Origin of the sequence: Spirosoma sp. SC4-14 (assembly GCF_037201965.1) — a bacterium.
In the GTDB taxonomy this organism is placed as follows: domain Bacteria; phylum Bacteroidota; class Bacteroidia; order Cytophagales; family Spirosomataceae; genus Spirosoma.
Map to the genome: position 1 here is coordinate 297,335 of NZ_CP147518.1, position 16,078 is coordinate 313,412.

The following is a 16,078-nucleotide window of genomic DNA, read 5'->3' on the forward strand; positions in this document are numbered from 1 at the left end:
CAACTATTAGCCCATTTCAATCTGGCTCCAGTTGGTTTGTTTGTATTGCCGGAATAACACCCAGAAGGCAAGTATTGAAAAAGGTAAGGCAATCCAGGTTCCATACGGAAGGTAGGTTAGCCCATAGTGAGAAAACCCAACGATACCTAAGATAACGCTGGTGAGCAGGCCACGACCTGTGTTGCTCTGTTTGAGGGCGTCCTGTGCCGTCGAGAAGGGCATGTAGCGTGTTGAAAACAAGGCCATACTGATCAGCATAACCAGCGAGTTGCTGAAGGCCAGCAACACATCGCTGAGTTTGTCGATGCCGTAACGAAACAGAATATAACTTGCCAAAAGAATATAGAATGGAGTCAGTAGTTTAAGGATCAGCGCTTTTAAGGAGCCAGCCAGAATATTGCCGGGCGTTTGGATGGGCGCACTACCATAAATCCAGGCGGCCCGGTAGCTATCTGAAACGCTCAACTGATATTGGGCGATCATCACATACAAACCAGCAAAATAGAGCGCAAACAGATAAAACGAACCGCCTGCACCCAGTCCATAATTCTGGAAGGACATGGCTACAACATAGGCCAAACCAAAGCCTAATTGTGGATACGTCTTGAGTTTAAATTTGCGATCCCGGCCGGTTACGCGCCAGGTGAAGGCAAAAGCTGCCCGTTCGAGCGCGTTATCGGTAAACCAGCCTGATAGGCGCTCCGACCAGCCTGTAGGAGCCAACGACGTTGACGAACTAACTGTAGTTGGTGAGGTAGAGGTAGTACGGGATTCCTGATCGATGATGCTTAGTTTCTGAGTGAAATCGGTGGTCAGGAAGCGGTTCATAAACCATAAACCCAGAATGGGCATCGTAATGGCGAGACCAGCAAAAATCAGGTGCGTAGTGTCGAAAATCGGCTGAATAAAAATTTCGACCGTACCTGCCATCCACATCGGGGGCACCAGATAATGCCACCACTGGTGCTCCATAATCTCATTCAGAGCCTGTGCGCCAAGCAGTCGGGGCAGAAACTGATAGCCACCGTAAAACAATACGGCCAGCACAATCTGAAAATAATTGATAACCTCCCGAAGCTTTTCTTCGCTCACGAAGCGCATCAGTAGCAGATAAACAATGTTGGTCAGAAACACCATCAGCACTGCCGATAGCAGACTCATGGCCAGCGACAAGAGGCCTGCCAAGGCCCCAAACCGATAGGCTGTAAACAGAATCCCAACAATCGACAGCGACAGGGCAATAGCGAACAGGTAGCTCGTTATGTGTACGATCCGCGCCAGCCAAAGCGTTCGGTTGCTGACCGGGCGGGGTAAGATGATCTGATTGTCGGACGAGTCGAGAATAACTGACGAAAAATCGGAAATAAGCGTCATGGCGCATAAAGCCATGATGTAGGAAAACTGAAGCGTCAGTGGAAAAAAGAGTTTATTCTTATCGGGAATGGCAAGCATACCTACACTGATCAGCCCTCCAAAAAGGGCATAAATCAGCAAAATCCGTGTAAACGTATTGCTTTGTTCGGCGGTGCCCCGGCCGTAGCGCCCGAGCGTAAGGCTGCTTCGGCGGTTGTCCATTGTTAGCTTGGCCTGTACAATAGCGCGAAGTTGGTTGTAATCGGCCCCTAGTGCCCGAAAAAGCAGTTTTAGCCGGTCGAGGAGCCAAAGAATAAGGTTGGTCATAGGGGTGGGACGCTGGCCTTGGGAGGTTGGACATTGGACTTTAGAATTATATGCCCAACATCTACCATCCGCATCTTACTGATTAAGTGTATGAATGAACTCCTGGGCAATGCTGGTTTGGCTATCACTGCCGGTTAGTTCGGCAAACAGTTGTTCGAGCGATTCGGGACGCTGGTGCTGTAGTTGAGCAAAGGTTCCATCGGCAATAACCTGACCCTGATTGATAATGATGATCCGATCCGAAATCTTTTCAACCACATCCATAATGTGCGAACTGTAGAAAATTGTCTTGCCACTATTGGCTAATTGACGAATAATTTCCTTAACCAGTACAACCGCATTGGCATCCAGACCCGACAGGGGTTCGTCCAGAAAAATAACGTCAGGATTGTGCAGTAAGCCAGAAATTAGCAGCACCTTTTGGCGCATTCCTTTCGAGAAGGTCGTCATCCGGGCGTCGGCGTGATCGTTGAGCTGGAACAGCCGAAGTAACTCCAGGGCTTTCCGTTCGATGTGAGCGATGTCCAGTTCGTAAAGTTGCCCAATAAACTGCAAATATTCTCTGGGCGTCAGGGTCTCATATAGAGCCGCATTTTCGGGAACATAACCAATTCGGCGTTTGATGTCGAGGGCATTGCTTTTAACATCCATGCCCAGTACGGTAGCTTCGCCCTCATAATCGGGTAACATGCCGATCAGAATTTTGATGGTGGTAGACTTACCTGCGCCATTGGGGCCAATATAGCCGATGATCTGGCCCGCAGGCACGCTTAGACTGATACGGTTGAGAACGAGGGTTGAACCATACGATTTGCTAAGGTTCTGGAGCTGGATAGCAGAATTCATAAAGCGAGTGAACAAAGTGCTGCCTTAAGTAACAGTTATTGAAGATACGCAAAAAGTCCCGCCCGGCAGCAAGCCAGACGGGACTTTCGGATATTATTCGGGAAGAGCGGTTAGGCAACTACTTCGCCCGCTTCAACCAGATTGTGTTTCAGCAAATATTCGGCAATCTGAACGGCATTGGTAGCCGCTCCTTTGCGAAGGTTATCGGCCACAATCCACATATTCAGTGTTTTGGGCTGGCTTTCGTCGCGACGAATACGGCCAACAAAGACCTCATCTTTACCGTGGGCCGTTAGGGGCATGGGGTAAACCTTGTTTTGCGGATCGTCCTGCACAATAACGCCTTCAGCATTACGCAGCAGATCAACGACTTCGTTGAGATCAAATTCGTTTTCGAACTCTACGTTTACCGCTTCCGAGTGACCGCCAATCGTTGGAATACGAACCGTGGTAGCCGTTACCTGAATCGAATCGTCGCCCATGATTTTCTTGGTCTCGTTGACCATTTTCATTTCCTCTTTGGTATAACCGTTATCAAGGAACACATCAATATGAGGCAATACGTTCAGATCTATCGGATGCGGATATACTTTCGAAACGCTGTTATCACCGTTCCGTTCGGCAAACAACTGATCGACGGCTGCTTTGCCCGTGCCCGTTACCGACTGATAGGTCGATACGACTACCCGTTTAATGGTATAGCGGTCGTGCAGCGGTTTCAATGCTACCACCATCTGAATGGTAGAGCAGTTTGGATTGGCAATAATTTTGTCGTCTGGGGTTAGCGTATTGGCATTAATTTCGGGAACAACCAGTTTTTTGGTTGGGTCCATACGCCAGGCCGACGAATTGTCGACGACAGTGATACCGGCTTCGGCAAATTTAGGTGCCAGGCTCAGGGATGTGCCACCACCTGCCGAAAAAATCGCAACAGCAGGCTTAGCGGCAATGGCATCCTCAAAGCTGACGACCGTATACTGTTTTCCCTTGAACTCGACCTGTTTACCAACCGACCGTTCGGATGCAACGGGAATGAGTTCAGAAACAGGAAAGTTACGTTCTGCCAGAACCTTCAGGATCTCGCCACCGACCAGGCCAGTGGCACCAACGACTGCGATTTTCATGCTTATGCTACGGGCCAAAACCCGCTTTTAACTGGTTAATGAAAGCGGGTTTTGGCCCGCGCTATATTTTGGAGTGCAAAAGTACAGTAAAACTTTGACGCACAGGAATTATTATCAAAAAAAGTTAGAATTTCCCAAGTAAACCCACGCCTGAACTGTTTAGGGAGGAATAGGGCGTCATTTGCCAGGAAATGCCCCGCTGTTTTAGAGCCCGATTATAGTACTGAACCGAACGCCGTATGTGTGGGCCCGGCATACATAAGCCCCAGCCGATGCCTGCCAGCAAACTGCCCGAAAGAAGTAAGGCCGACCCTGTATTAAATGCATGTTTTCGCTGTACATCGGGCACCTGTATGGTGGGATACGTGCCGCCAACGGGCGTTCCGCAATATTGGCCGGTTGGGCACTGAAAGTACTGGGTTGTGTAAAAGCCATTGCTACCCGGCGCATTCGACGACATCACAACGCCACCCACAATGGCCGTCGCAATTCCGCCAGCAATTAGCCAACCTCCGGTATGACGGCTACTGATGTAGGATTGGAACTCACGAATAGCCATCGGATCGCCCGAAGCCATAATGTATGGACCCAGATCTTTTGCATGACGAATGTCGATTCCATCATACGTGTAACGGGTTCTGACCTGATTGTAGCGACCGTATCCCGGAATTAAATCGCTACCGATTGGTTTAAGGGTATCGGCACTTGTAGATTGAAGCAAATCGATCTGGGCCCAAACGGGAGTTGAGCAGACAAGCAGCAACAGGATAAGGTTCTTCATGGTGTACGTTGATTTAGTACAACCAAGTTAACTAATGAACGTAAGTTTATTTGTTAAATTTCAACTAAATCTTGATTAAATCTATTCTTTGGAGAAGCGATAGGTATGTTGTGGAGTAATACAGACATCCAGTGGAACATCTGTTGGCTCAACATCGGTAATTTTATCGATGGGTTCAAACAGTGATAATCCTATTTTTAGACAATCAGGTCGACAGTCGGCCAGAAAACGGTCGTAGAAACCACCACCATAGCCAACCCGATGCCCCTGCTGATCGAAAATCAGGAGTGGAACCAGAACCAGGTCGAGGGTTGAGGTCTGAATAGGGATCGAGCTTTGGCCAATAGGCTCCGGTATGCCCCACCGATTTTGAGCCAAAACCGTATCGGGTGTCAATTGATAATGTGAAAGCCGATACGTTTCAGAATCGGTTACCGATATAGCCACCCGAACATCCGGGAAATTACGCCAGAGCTGATCGATAATTGGCCAAGTGTCAATTTCGTGCTGGCGTAGAATTGGCAGAAATAAATGGATAGTACTGTTGCCGATCGTGCATTGCTGCTCAAAAAAGCGTTGTGCTATCTGCCGACTTCGTATGTCAATTTCTTCCGTTGGTAATGACTTTCGGAGTTGACGAAATTGACGGCGGAGTTCGGCTTTTTTCATACTCGTCGGGCTATTGCAAACAAAGCTGCATTCGATAATCGAATGGATCGAAAACGCTTAGCATTTTCTGAATAAACTCCCGATCGTTCAGATAAAAGGTCAGGAAATTCTCACTGCGTTCCTGCAAACCACCATTGGGGAAAAGTTCGTTTTTAACGGTCAGCAATTGGCGCACCCCCACTTCCTGATTATGCTCTTCGGCGCGTCGCATCTTTTTTTCAAGCCGGGCCACTGCGTTGGCAAATCGCTTTGTTTCAGCCAAAACGGCTCGTTCGAGTGTTGGGTCTACCATTTGGGCTTTGTGCAGAATATTGTCCAGTGCTTTATGAACAAGCTTGTTCTCATTGTCGAATTTCAAGGTATGTCGGGCGTGAGTTTCTACAAACTCATGCTTCAGAGCGAGTGTATCCCTAAAGAGTTCTTCCGGCGTCAAGCCTAGTTTTCGGATACGTTTGGCGCTTACGGCCGGAACATACAAGGCAAAATTGCGCGGCATCAGAATGGGAAACGTAACCTGAAAATGATCAAAAACTGGCTTCAACTGCAACCAGTACGGTACTTCTGAGGGGCCGCCAATATAGGCCAGATTCGGGAGAATGGTTTCCTGGTATAAAGGCCGTAATACAACATTTGGGCTAAATTGCTCGGGATGCTCGTCCAATAAATGCAGGAGTTCTGCTTCTGAAAACTGACGTTTCGTATGAACAATTCGATAGCTGCCGTCTTCTTTCCGCTCAATGCGTTCGCGAAGCTGGTCATCGAGGTAAAACAGATTAATATCGCGGGGGGCAATAACCGTTTTATAGCCCAGTTCTTCTAACGTTTCAGTTTGTTTGGCTACCAGTTCGCCAGAAGTTTGACGGGTTAGTTCCTGGCGCATAACCGGAGCAAATACACGCTTCAGAGCGGCATCGTCGGCATCAAGACAAAGCAGTCCTTCGGCACCAAATAATTCGTTGACATAAAACCGGGCAGCATCGGCCAGGGTATTATGGGTTAGGTAGGCTTCTTCAAAAAGCGTTAGCTTTTCCGGAATCTGGTTAAAGAGGGTTTTCAGCTCTTTGGGGTTCATCCGCCCAACGGCACCGCGCTGTTCGGTGGTCCAGGCGTAGTGTTTACCGAACAACGAAAAATGATTGATTTCGGCAAAGTCGTGATCTTCAGTCGCCATCCAGTACACCGGCACAAAATTGTAAGCGGGATAGGTTTCCTTTAGCTTACGGGCCAGATTGATGGTTGTGATCAGCTTGTAGATAATATAGAGCGGTCCCGTAAAAATGTTAAGCTGGTGCCCCGTTGTGACTGTATAGGTGTTTGGCTCAAGCAGGACTGAAAAATCAGGTTTTTTGTCGATTTGCGCGTATTGGCGCCGAAGGACATCAACCAGAATCTGTCGGTTGGTCTGATCGAAAACTTTATCGTTTAGCTGACCTTCAAAGGACGCTATGTCTGGAAAGCGACCATAAAATGGTTGGAGGCTATCTTTTTTATGAATGTAATCGAGGAAAAGCGTAGAAAACTGGCCGGTTGATTCGAGAGGCAGGTACTGACAGTCCATGCAGGTTGGGATTTATTCGGCTCAACAACAGAAGAACCCGCAAGGTTCGGTTGAGGTGCAAGAGGCTTTAAGGAAGTTTATAAACTATAAAGTTGTCAGAATGCGAGTTAATTGAGCTTTCAACACAGGAATATCATTGGGAATAATATCCCAGATCAGAGAAGCATCAACGCCGAAATATTCATGTACGAGAAGCGGCCTTAGCCCGGTAACCTGGCGCCATTGTACTTCTAGAAATGTATTTTTAATCGCCGTATTAACGTGATTACAGGCTTCACCAATAATTTTGAGTTGTTTTGATGCAGGCAAACCGCATCATTGAGTTATTCAGAAATTCCGGGAATGCCTGATTGCTTGTATAGTTCTCAATCTCGGTAATGGCGTCCAGATCACTTTTAGAGTCAGCCTCATGGCGTGCATATGAACCAAACACATAAGCACACAACACAGGCTTATCGCTTAGATAATTTTGTATTACCCGTAGTTCACTTAGTGTTACTTTGCTAGTTACATAACCGTACCATATAAATCAAAATCTTCGGCCCGGTCGATGCGAACGTTGGCAAAATCGCCCAAGCGCACATACTGAGTTGCCGGTACCAGCACTTCATTATCAACTTCGGGTGAGTCGGCTTCGGTACGGCCAATAAAATAGCCGCCTTCTTTCCGGTCGAATAGCACTTTGCAGGTTTGCCCAACTTTCTGCTGGTTCAGTTCCTGCGATATCCCCTGTTGTAACTCCATCAGTTCATCCGCACGTTCCTGTTTCACGTCGGCTGGAATATCGTCGGGCATCGAAAACGAATGTGTGTTTTCTTCATGCGAGTAGGTAAACACGCCCATACGGTCGAAACGCATCCGCTCAACAAACTCGTAGGTTTCGTTGAACATGGCATCGGTTTCGCCAGGATGGCCAACAATAAGAGTTGTACGGAGGGTAATATTGGGGACTTTTTCGCGAATGCTCTGAATCAGGGCTTCTGTTTTCTCGCGGGTGATGCCCCGACGCATAATTTTTAATAATTCAGTGGAGCCGGTTTGTAGCGGCATATCAAGATAATGGCAAACGTTTGGGCGGTTGCGCATCATATCCAGCACATCCATTGGAAATCCCGATGGATAGGCGTATTGGAGCCGAATCCAGTCAATACCTTCTACATCGGCCAGTTGATTGATGAGGTCGGCCAGATTTCGTTTTTTATATAAATCGAGGCCGTAATAGGTCAGGTCCTGCGCAATCAGAATAAGTTCTTTGGTGCCGCGACGAGCCAGTGAGCGCGCTTCAGTAATCAATTCATCAATTGGGCGCGACACATGACCGCCCCGCATTAGCGGAATCGCACAGAACGAACATGGGCGGTCGCAGCCTTCGGCAATTTTCAGGTAGGCATAGTGCGACGGTGTTGTTAGCAAGCGTTCACCAACCAGTTCATGTTTATAATCAGCACGAAGCGTTTTCAATAATCGGGGCATTTCGTTGGTACCGAACCAGGCATCGACGGTCGGAATCTCTACTTCCAGTTCGTCCTTGTAGCGATGCGAAAGGCAGCCTGTTACGTATACCTTATCAACAACACCCGCATCTTTGGCGTCGACGTAGCGGAGAATGGTATTGATGGATTCTTCTTTAGCGTTGTCGATGAAGCCACAAGTGTTAATAACAACTATATTGGCGTCGTCTTTCTTTGCTTCATGGGTTACGACTATGCCATTGCCCTTCAGTTGCGTAAATAGCACTTCCGAATCGACCAGATTCTTCGAGCATCCCAGCGTAACGATGTTGATTTTATTGGTACGTATTCCTTTCGTTTTCAAGGTAATTCAAAAATTATCGTATTTGTATCAACGGAGTCCCCTCCCGCAAAGTTCGATCTTTTAAGAAAACAAGCCCATATCTGGAAACCCATAGGTGCCCATCGTTTAATGAGCTATTAGTTACTATTTGTAGGCCAAAACGTCTAGGTGAGTAGCGTTTCTGTTGCGTTCTTTATGCGGAAAAAAATACTTGTCTGTGTCTTCGTCTTTCTGTGTCAACATGGTTTTTCGCAGGAAATTCCCCCATTGCAAATTGGTTTTAATTTTTCAACCGATATAGTGCAGGCCTTATATATAGGACAGGCTGTTGAAACGGCTCAAAAAGTATCGGCATTTGAGAGGCCCTATTGGGGCATCGAGCCTGGTATTAACATCGTTGGCAACTTTAATGATCGAATAGGAGCGGAGATTGGCGTTCATTATGCCAGAACAGGAATAAACGTTGTCATACCGGATAAAAATAACGTTTTCCAAAGTGACTATGTGAGAAGTAATTATTTCTTTATAAATGTTCCATTACGATTAAATTATCGGATTCCCATTTCTCGCTTATCTATTTTAGTTAGCACAGGATGTAGTGTGAGCTGGCTTTTTAAATTTAATGGCTTTGGTAAAATTTACAACCAAAAGGTTGATTTTAACTATGTTTATGTGGCTCGCGAGGCTCGGCTGAATAATTCTTATATCCCTGATAACCAGAGAGATGTATGGTCTTATCAGTTTTCGGACGAAGGCAGTGAAAATCGTAAATTGAATATACTTCCAGTTGTTAGTATTGGAATAGAGTACCAGATAAATGAAAAAGCAAGCATTCGATTTGAGCCTGTTTTAAAATATACGCTTTTTAACACCGGCAAGGATAAGATTCAGTCGCGAGTGCTAGACTATTCAACAGGCAATTCATCAGCGTCTTTCACTACGTCGCAACAGCATCTCTGGAGCTTTGGAGTTAATGTCGGTTTATATTTTCCATTGTAGCATCTGGTATCACTTATGACTGTCAATTGTGACTGGCCAGGTTCTTTCGCTTAACTTTTATCTGATCAGAATAGGCAACCCAGGGATATGTATGCCAGACAATGGTTTGGGGAATGTCTTTGAAAAAACGAGCCAGGAATTCAACGTGAATCAGAAAAATATTATTCAACTGTACAACATTCTGATTGGTATCGTAGAACAGAAAAAATCCATAGCCACCTAATGGATCTTTACTATTTTCTGTTTTCCGCAAATGATGCTCTATACGAACAACATTAGACGGAGTAAGAAAGCTTGTTTGATCAGGACTGCTAATGATAATACTCGGCGTATGCGGATTAAGCGTTATGCATACATTCTTTGTAATGGTCCAGTATTGCCAGTCGAAATAAAAAATAAAGCAGAAATAGGCAGCAAAACCCGTAAAGCAAAGAGTACACAGAAAAAGCAGCGGTTGGTGGGGCCGTATGGCTTCTTTGGCTATTATCCATGCAAGAACAATCATTTGCACAAGCAGAAAAGCCAGTAAAATTTTGAAAAACCGAAAGAAGTAATCGTAAGCCGAAAGAGAATACGATTGTTCAGTATACAAAGGCGATTCATCACCGATGGTTTTGCTGGTATACCGTATCATTTTAACGATAAACCAGACAAACGGTATGAAAACTAAAGCAAATAGAAAGAAAAAAGCCGTCATCAGGTTAAAAAACGGCCTGATGTGTAATTTCTACTTTAATAGTAGTTTGTTTTTGTTTCTGGACCGTAACCGGAAAAATATTGTTCTGGGCATCGAATGAGTTGGCATACAGCCCTTTCGGCTCCCGAACAATAACTGAATAGCGACCAGCCGGTAAGCTCACACAGAATTTCCCGTTTTTATCAGATTTTACGGTTTTTATTGGCTTTGATTCGCCTACAGAGTTGATAAAACCGTTGTCGCCCGCATCGACCTGATTCATATTCAGCAACGGAAAAATCAGAACATCGCGCTCGACTGGCGAACCCGAGGCTTTGGGCGCACCCGGCCCCGGCATGAAATTTCCCCGTTTGACAACTACCGTGCCGCAAATGCCTTGCTTAATTTTTTGTAGAATCGATTTCGGATGGCAGGAGCTCATTAAGCCTGTAGGTACTAGCAGGACAAACAGGCTCAATAAAAAAAGAAATATCCGATTGGAGAAAAAAGCATTATGGGCTATCATAAGCCTAATTCCTTTTTTACCTCATCTAAAGTATGCCAGGTAGTCGTTTCCTGTTTTACATTCAACGCATGAATGTAGTCTACAAAATCTTCGAGACTATCAAAAGAGGACAGACTTCGCTGAAGCGTTTCATATTCATCATAGGTGATAACCGCAAAGGCAGGTTTACCCTCAGACTGAATGATTTGGGCGTTAAGAGTCATTCGTAAATATCCTTTCGGTGGCCAATATCAATAACCGCAATTATTCGCAGCACGTCGTGTTTATCATACAAAACACGATAATTACCTACTCGTAATCTGAAAATAGCTTCTGGGTGGTTATTTAACCGGTTGACATTGGTTTTATTATCTGGATCGCTTGCCAGTTCTTCAAGCGCAAAAATGATCCGCTGACCATCAACTTTAGGTATGCGCTTTAAGCTTTTAGCACTTTATCAGAAAAGGACAATTGATAGGCCATTCAAATCAACGTCACTTCTTAAAGAACGAATCAACGAACTCCATCTTATTGAAAGTCTGTAAATCTTCGATTTTTTCGCCAACACCAATGTACTTAACCGGAATCTTAAACTGATCCGAAATGCCAATTACAACACCCCCTTTGGCCGTTCCGTCGAGTTTGGTAATGGCGAGTGCCGTTACTTCAGTTGCTTTTGTAAACTCTGTTGCCTGAATGAACGCATTTTGCCCGGTTGAACCATCCAGCACCAGCAGCACCTCATGGGGCGCGTCGGGCGTTACTTTCTGCATTACCCGCTTAATTTTGGTCAGCTCATTCATCAGATTGATCTTCGTATGCAAACGGCCAGCCGTGTCGATAATTACCACATCGGCCTGCATATCGACCCCTTTTTTGACGGCATCGAACGCTACGGCCGATGGGTCGGTGTTCATCCCGTGCGAAATAACAGGCACGCCAACACGGTCGCCCCAGAGTTTGAGCTGATCGACAGCCGCTGCCCGGAAGGTGTCGCCAGCACCCAGCACGACTTTTTTGCCCCGTTTATGGAATTGAGCGGCCAGTTTACCAATAGTTGTGGTTTTACCAACACCATTGACGCCAACGACCATAATCACATACGGTTTTTTATCGACAGGCAATACGAAATCATCGCTGACATCTTCAGTATTGTTAGCTGCCAGCAGCCCGGCAATTTCTTCGCGCAGAATGCGGTCCAGCTCATCGGTGCCCATATATTTATCCCGAGCAACCCGTTCTTCAATGCGACGGATAATCTTAACGGTTGTTTCGACCCCTACATCCGACGAAATCAGGACGCCTTCCAGTTCGTCAAGTACCTCTTCATCGACAGTCGATTTACCAACAACCGCCCGGCCAAGTTTTGAGAAAAAACTATCTTTTGTTTTCTCCAGACCTTTATCGAGCGTTTCTTTCTTTTCTTTCGAGAAAAAACCAAATAGAGCCATTGTATCAGTAGTTAGTGGCTGATGATTGGTGGTTGGTTGATGTCGCCAGCCACCAATCACGCCTATCCAACAAAGCTATAACAAAAAAAGTCCCACTAAGCCATTTCGGGCTGTGGGACGCTCGGATGTGTGAGTACAAATAAGTTGAGTCAGCAAACCTTAGCCTTTCAGCGCAGCCTGTACTTCGTCAACCGGGACCATTTCTTCTTTGAAGGTATAAGCGCCAGTTTTAGGCGACTTAACGGCTTTGATAATCTTTGCGAAAGCTTTACCGTTGTCCTTCGTTTTCAGGGTTGCAACTACCTTTTTTGCCATTGTTTGTATGGTTTGCAGTTTACGGTTTACGGTGGCTAACGCACAATAAAAACGATGCGTTAGCCACCGTAAACCGTAAACTTATTTAATTTCTTTGTGCAACGTTACTTTCTTAAGGAACGGATTGTACTTTTTCCGCTCGATACGAGCCGGCGTATTCTTCCGGTTTTTCGTGGTGATGTACCGGGACATGCCGGGTACACCGCTGTCTTTCTGCTCGGTGCATTCCAGAATAACCTGGATTCTATTGGCGCCTTTCTTTGCCATTGCTAAAGTTCGTTTTCTCGATAAGGAGCGCAAAGGTACAAAATCTCTTCAATAGGACAAACACTTGATTAAGAAAAAGTAATGATTTGTAATAGGTTAGCCTAAAAGCAACAATCGTTTGGCATTCGAACCATGAATTCCGACCTTTGAAGGGAGTATGTACAACCAGCCGTATGCTGTTTGATACGCAATATGACTACGCAAACAATTCAATATGAGTATGCGCCCGGTCATTTTCGGGCGTCGGAGCCAAATGTATATCGGCCCGATAGGCTCCGCGAGGGCGAAATGATCCTGAATATGGGACCGCAGCACCCATCAACCCACGGTGTGTTGCGACTCGAGGTGGTTACCGATGGCGAAATTATTGTCGATGTAGTACCGCACCTGGGTTATCTGCACCGCTGTTTTGAAAAACACGCACAAGAGCTACCTTTCAACCAAACAATTCCGTTTGTCGATCGGCTCGATTACCTGGCTGCTATGAACGGCGAACATGCTTTTGCGATGGGCGTTGAGCGAATGCTGGGTATTCAGAACGACCTGCCGAAACGGACAGAATATATCCGGGTGCTGGTTGCCGAACTGAATCGCATCGCTTCTCATTTCGTAGCGATTGGCTCCTATGCGCTCGATATTGGTGCGTATACGCCTTTTTTGTGGCTCATGCGCGACCGGGAGCATATTCAGCGTATGCTGGAGTGGGTAAGCGGTGCCCGAATGTTGTATAACTACATATGGGTTGGCGGGCTGTTCTATGATTTACCAGTCGGATTTGAAGAGCGTTGCCGTGAGTTTGTCCAGTATCTGAAGCCTAAACTGGTTGAGTTGCAGCAATTGGTGATCGAAAACGAGATTTTTGTGAAGCGGACGGCTAATGTTGGGGTCTTGCCTTTACCGGTAGCTATCAACTACGGTTGCACGGGTCCGGTGTTGAGAGGGTCAGGGCTGCGGTATGATCTTCGTCGCGTAGATGCCTACTCCGTCTATCCGGAACTTGAATTTGCAATTCCTATTGGTGAGGGTAAAATGGGTACCGTAGGCGATTGCTGGGATCGAAACAGCGTACGCGTGCTGGAATGTCACGAATCGTTGAAGATTGTGGAGCAGTGCCTGGATAAACTAACAACCGACCATCGACGCACGCGCGACTACGACCCGCAAGCGGTGGTGCCGAAGAAAATTCGCCCTAAAGCAATGGATTTCTACGCTCGTGCCGAAAGTGCCAAAGGCGAACTGGGGTTCTTTTTCCGAACCGATGGCCGGTCAGATGTACCCGTGCGGTGCAAAGCCCGCTCGTGTTCGTTCCATAACCTGTCTGTAATCAGCGAAATTTCGCGAGGTGGAATGCTGGCCGACCTGGTTGCTGTTATAGGCTCTCTGGATCTGGTTATGGGCGAAGTGGATCGGTAAGGGATTCGTGAGAATAATTGGGCCATGCGCCTTTAGGAGTTTGCGTATTCTGACACCGAACCTCTTACTCCAGCACCAGAATATTCGGTGTGTTTCGGCCCAGCCCGTCGTAGTCCAGTCCGTAACCCAGCACAAACCGGTTTTCGATCTCGAAGCCAACGTAGTGTAAATCAAGTGGTTTTTGCAGCGCAGATGGCTTGAATAAGAGAGTCGCAATTGTTAGCGATTTAGGGCCTTTTTCCTGAAGTTGATCGCAGACCTGAGCGAGAGTGAGCCCCGTATCAACAATATCTTCAACGACAATGATGTCGCGGCCTTCAATGGATTCGTTCAGTCCCAGAATTTGCTTAACCTGCCCGCTCGATTCCGTCGCTCTGTAGGAAGAAACCCGAATAAATGTGATTTCGCAGGGGATGGTTAAGTTTTTAGCGAGATCGGCCGCGAAAAGAAATGCGCCGTTCAGAACGACAACGATAAGAGGATGTTTATCCGCGTATTCCTGATTAATCTGTTCGGCCAGTTCCTGTATCCGGGCCTGAATGGCTTCGGCACTAATGAGCGGGACAAAGGTTTTGTCTTTAATTGTTATCATGTCAGCATCTGCGTGGCGGCAAAGATACGCTGATGCTTAGGTGTGGACAAAAAATCGCTAAAAAATAAACGATAGTAAACGTACTGAGGTCATATTACGTTGATACGTAGTAAGAAAGCTAAAGAAACTTTAACGAATGAAAAAAGCAGTGTTGACGGTATGTCTTTTGGGCTTCGCTATTCTGACAAAAGCCCAGTTGTATGACCCGTCGGCGTTTGACAAGAAATATGATGGCTTGCTGAAGCATCCTGGCGTGCAGATTGAATCGGCGGAGGCCATCAATCTGATGTATAACTATAAGTTCTACGACGCTGATAAAGAGTTTCGGTGGCTACGGCTCCGCTACCCGAAACATCCGATGCCTTACTTTTTGATGGGCCTGGCCGAATGGTGGAAGATTGTACCGAATACTGATGTAGAAGATTACGACGATCGTTGTCTGGCACTAATGGATACGACGATCACTCTGGCCGAAAAACTGTATGACGAAAGTGAAAATAAACTGGAACCTTCGTTTTTTCTGGCCGCTGCCTATGCCTTTAAGGGGCGACTCTATTCGGAGCGTAAGAAGTGGACTAAGGCAACATTCGCCGGGAAAAATGCCCTGAAATACTTCGAAAAATGCAAAGGTAATGCCGATTTTAGCCCCGAATTACTTTTCGGCGACGGTATGTATGACTACTATGCCCAGTGGATTCCGGAGAATTACCCGTTGCTGAAGCCAATTCTGATGTTTTTCCCGAAAGGAAATAAGGTGAATGGCATTAAGGAACTGGAAAAAACCGCCAATACGGCTTTCTATACCCGTGTAGAAGCACGCTACTTTCTGGTTCAGATTTATAGTATGGAAAACCAGTACGACAAAGCCTATGAGTTATCGAAATATATGGCGGAGCAGTATCCCGATAATCCATTTTTTGAGCGATACTATGCCCGGTCGGCGTTTGTTACCGGTCGTTTAAATGAGGCCGAGCGAATCTGTAAGGATATATTGGCAAAAATAGAACGGAGCCAGTCTGGTTATGAGGGCGTTAGCGGGCGTACGGCCGCCTATATTCTGGCTTATGTAAATCAGCTTTTCTACAAAAACAAAGGAGAAGCCCGGAAATATTACCAGCAATCAATTGATTTTGCAAAGCAAACCAACGCCTTAAATGCTGGCTACTACTGGTCGTCGGTATTGGCATTGGGTAAGATGGCCAATGACGAAAAGAATTATGACCAGGCCCAGGCTTATTTTAAGGAAGTGATTGATAAGTCGGATCGGAAATCAGCCCAGCACAAAGAAGCAAAGAAACTACTGGACGAACAGAAAAAAGCAAGGCGCGAAGAGCGCAGGAGAAGAAGAGAGTGATATTTAATGATGAATTATAAATGATAAATGATGAATTACGTACCGTTACGTATT

19 protein-coding genes are annotated in these 16,078 nt (G+C 46.2%); 3 read left to right on the forward strand and 16 right to left on the reverse strand.

The window, feature by feature from the left end:
- Positions 1-6: 6 nt before the first annotated feature.
- From WBJ53_RS01205 to rimO, 9 genes are all read right to left on the reverse strand, one after another.
- Entirely contained in the window at positions 7-1,680 is a 1,674-nt protein-coding gene (locus WBJ53_RS01205; protein WP_338874224.1) for a hypothetical protein, read from the reverse strand.
- Positions 1,681-1,755: 75 nt separating this feature from the next.
- Positions 1,756-2,526 (reverse strand): ABC transporter ATP-binding protein, encoded by a 771-nt coding sequence (locus WBJ53_RS01210; protein ID WP_338874225.1) that lies wholly within the window; start codon positions 2,524-2,526, stop codon positions 1,756-1,758.
- A gap of 110 nt (positions 2,527-2,636) precedes the next feature.
- Positions 2,637-3,650 (reverse strand): aspartate-semialdehyde dehydrogenase, encoded by a 1,014-nt coding sequence (locus WBJ53_RS01215; protein ID WP_338874226.1) that lies wholly within the window; start codon positions 3,648-3,650, stop codon positions 2,637-2,639.
- A gap of 124 nt (positions 3,651-3,774) precedes the next feature.
- Positions 3,775-4,431, reverse strand: a complete 657-nt coding sequence (locus WBJ53_RS01220; protein ID WP_338874227.1) for a hypothetical protein — start codon at positions 4,429-4,431, stop codon at positions 3,775-3,777.
- Between the two features lie 81 nt (positions 4,432-4,512).
- Positions 4,513-5,100 carry a 5-formyltetrahydrofolate cyclo-ligase gene (locus WBJ53_RS01225; protein WP_338874228.1) on the reverse strand — a complete coding sequence of 196 codons (588 nt, stop codon included), beginning with the start codon at positions 5,098-5,100 and terminating at the stop codon, positions 4,513-4,515.
- Between the two features lie 10 nt (positions 5,101-5,110).
- The gene (gene bshC / locus WBJ53_RS01230) at positions 5,111-6,658 is read right to left on the reverse strand and encodes a bacillithiol biosynthesis cysteine-adding enzyme BshC (RefSeq protein ID WP_338874229.1); all 1,548 of its coding nucleotides are present in this window, start codon (positions 6,656-6,658) and stop codon (positions 5,111-5,113) included.
- 84 nt (positions 6,659-6,742) lie between these two features.
- A complete protein-coding gene (locus WBJ53_RS01235) occupies positions 6,743-6,967 on the reverse strand; it encodes a HepT-like ribonuclease domain-containing protein (RefSeq protein WP_338874230.1) in 225 nt (74 codons plus the stop codon).
- On the reverse strand, positions 6,933-7,106 hold the full coding sequence (locus WBJ53_RS01240; protein ID WP_338874231.1) for a nucleotidyltransferase domain-containing protein: 174 nt from the start codon (positions 7,104-7,106) through the stop codon (positions 6,933-6,935). The genes WBJ53_RS01235 and WBJ53_RS01240 overlap by 35 nt, the downstream gene beginning before the upstream one ends.
- A gap of 59 nt (positions 7,107-7,165) precedes the next feature.
- Entirely contained in the window at positions 7,166-8,473 is a 1,308-nt protein-coding gene (gene rimO, locus WBJ53_RS01245; RefSeq protein ID WP_338874232.1) for a 30S ribosomal protein S12 methylthiotransferase RimO, read from the reverse strand.
- Between the two features lie 174 nt (positions 8,474-8,647).
- Here rimO and WBJ53_RS01250 point away from each other — a divergent pair, with 174 nt between their 5' ends.
- Complete coding sequence (locus WBJ53_RS01250; protein ID WP_338874233.1) at positions 8,648-9,451, forward strand: hypothetical protein; 804 nt, start codon at positions 8,648-8,650, stop codon at positions 9,449-9,451.
- Between the two features lie 22 nt (positions 9,452-9,473).
- Here the strand turns inward: WBJ53_RS01250 and WBJ53_RS01255 are convergent, their stop codons facing one another.
- From WBJ53_RS01255 to rpmG, 6 genes are all read right to left on the reverse strand, one after another.
- Positions 9,474-10,085, reverse strand: a complete 612-nt coding sequence (locus WBJ53_RS01255; protein WP_338874234.1) for a hypothetical protein — start codon at positions 10,083-10,085, stop codon at positions 9,474-9,476.
- 67 nt (positions 10,086-10,152) lie between these two features.
- A complete protein-coding gene (locus WBJ53_RS01260; RefSeq protein WP_338874235.1) occupies positions 10,153-10,569 on the reverse strand; it encodes a hypothetical protein in 417 nt (138 codons plus the stop codon).
- An 80-nt stretch (positions 10,570-10,649) separates the two neighbouring features.
- Positions 10,650-10,856: a prevent-host-death family protein gene (locus tag WBJ53_RS01265; RefSeq protein ID WP_338874236.1), complete on the reverse strand. Its 207-nt coding sequence runs from the start codon at positions 10,854-10,856 to the stop codon at positions 10,650-10,652.
- Between the two features lie 270 nt (positions 10,857-11,126).
- On the reverse strand, positions 11,127-12,083 hold the full coding sequence (gene ftsY, locus WBJ53_RS01270) for a signal recognition particle-docking protein FtsY (RefSeq protein ID WP_338874237.1): 957 nt from the start codon (positions 12,081-12,083) through the stop codon (positions 11,127-11,129).
- Positions 12,084-12,242: 159 nt separating this feature from the next.
- Complete coding sequence (locus tag WBJ53_RS01275) at positions 12,243-12,398, reverse strand: DUF4295 domain-containing protein (RefSeq protein ID WP_171741734.1); 156 nt, start codon at positions 12,396-12,398, stop codon at positions 12,243-12,245.
- 81 nt (positions 12,399-12,479) lie between these two features.
- Positions 12,480-12,665, reverse strand: a complete 186-nt coding sequence (gene rpmG / locus WBJ53_RS01280; RefSeq protein ID WP_012929817.1) for a 50S ribosomal protein L33 — start codon at positions 12,663-12,665, stop codon at positions 12,480-12,482.
- 192 nt (positions 12,666-12,857) lie between these two features.
- Between rpmG and WBJ53_RS01285 the strand changes: the two genes are divergently transcribed.
- Positions 12,858-14,078: an NADH-quinone oxidoreductase subunit D gene (locus WBJ53_RS01285; protein ID WP_338874238.1), complete on the forward strand. Its 1,221-nt coding sequence runs from the start codon at positions 12,858-12,860 to the stop codon at positions 14,076-14,078.
- 64 nt (positions 14,079-14,142) lie between these two features.
- On the opposite strand, the gene hpt is transcribed toward WBJ53_RS01285, so the two are convergent.
- Positions 14,143-14,670 (reverse strand): hypoxanthine phosphoribosyltransferase, encoded by a 528-nt coding sequence (gene hpt, locus WBJ53_RS01290; RefSeq protein ID WP_338874239.1) that lies wholly within the window; start codon positions 14,668-14,670, stop codon positions 14,143-14,145.
- Positions 14,671-14,806: 136 nt separating this feature from the next.
- Between hpt and WBJ53_RS01295 the strand changes: the two genes are divergently transcribed.
- Positions 14,807-16,024 (forward strand): tetratricopeptide repeat protein, encoded by a 1,218-nt coding sequence (locus WBJ53_RS01295; RefSeq protein WP_338874240.1) that lies wholly within the window; start codon positions 14,807-14,809, stop codon positions 16,022-16,024.
- Positions 16,025-16,078: the final 54 nt, after the last annotated feature.

Coding starts and splice junctions, on each gene's coding strand:
- WBJ53_RS01205 (WP_338874224.1), bottom strand. CDS start 1,680: ATGACCAACCTTATTCTTTGGCTCCTCGACCGGCTAAAACTGCTTTTT.
- WBJ53_RS01210 (WP_338874225.1), bottom strand. CDS start 2,526: ATGAATTCTGCTATCCAGCTCCAGAACCTTAGCAAATCGTATGGTTCA.
- WBJ53_RS01215 (WP_338874226.1), bottom strand. CDS start 3,650: ATGAAAATCGCAGTCGTTGGTGCCACTGGCCTGGTCGGTGGCGAGATC.
- WBJ53_RS01220 (WP_338874227.1), bottom strand. CDS start 4,431: ATGAAGAACCTTATCCTGTTGCTGCTTGTCTGCTCAACTCCCGTTTGG.
- WBJ53_RS01225 (WP_338874228.1), bottom strand. CDS start 5,100: ATGAAAAAAGCCGAACTCCGCCGTCAATTTCGTCAACTCCGAAAGTCA.
- bshC (WP_338874229.1), bottom strand. CDS start 6,658: ATGGACTGTCAGTACCTGCCTCTCGAATCAACCGGCCAGTTTTCTACG.
- WBJ53_RS01250 (WP_338874233.1), top strand. CDS start 8,648: ATGCGGAAAAAAATACTTGTCTGTGTCTTCGTCTTTCTGTGTCAACAT.
- WBJ53_RS01255 (WP_338874234.1), bottom strand. CDS start 10,085: ATGATACGGTATACCAGCAAAACCATCGGTGATGAATCGCCTTTGTAT.
- WBJ53_RS01260 (WP_338874235.1), bottom strand. CDS start 10,569: ATGAGCTCCTGCCATCCGAAATCGATTCTACAAAAAATTAAGCAAGGC.
- WBJ53_RS01265 (WP_338874236.1), bottom strand. CDS start 10,856: ATGACTCTTAACGCCCAAATCATTCAGTCTGAGGGTAAACCTGCCTTT.
- ftsY (WP_338874237.1), bottom strand. CDS start 12,083: ATGGCTCTATTTGGTTTTTTCTCGAAAGAAAAGAAAGAAACGCTCGAT.
- WBJ53_RS01275 (WP_171741734.1), bottom strand. CDS start 12,398: ATGGCAAAAAAGGTAGTTGCAACCCTGAAAACGAAGGACAACGGTAAA.
- rpmG (WP_012929817.1), bottom strand. CDS start 12,665: ATGGCAAAGAAAGGCGCCAATAGAATCCAGGTTATTCTGGAATGCACC.
- WBJ53_RS01285 (WP_338874238.1), top strand. CDS start 12,858: ATGACTACGCAAACAATTCAATATGAGTATGCGCCCGGTCATTTTCGG.
- hpt (WP_338874239.1), bottom strand. CDS start 14,670: ATGATAACAATTAAAGACAAAACCTTTGTCCCGCTCATTAGTGCCGAA.
- WBJ53_RS01295 (WP_338874240.1), top strand. CDS start 14,807: ATGAAAAAAGCAGTGTTGACGGTATGTCTTTTGGGCTTCGCTATTCTG.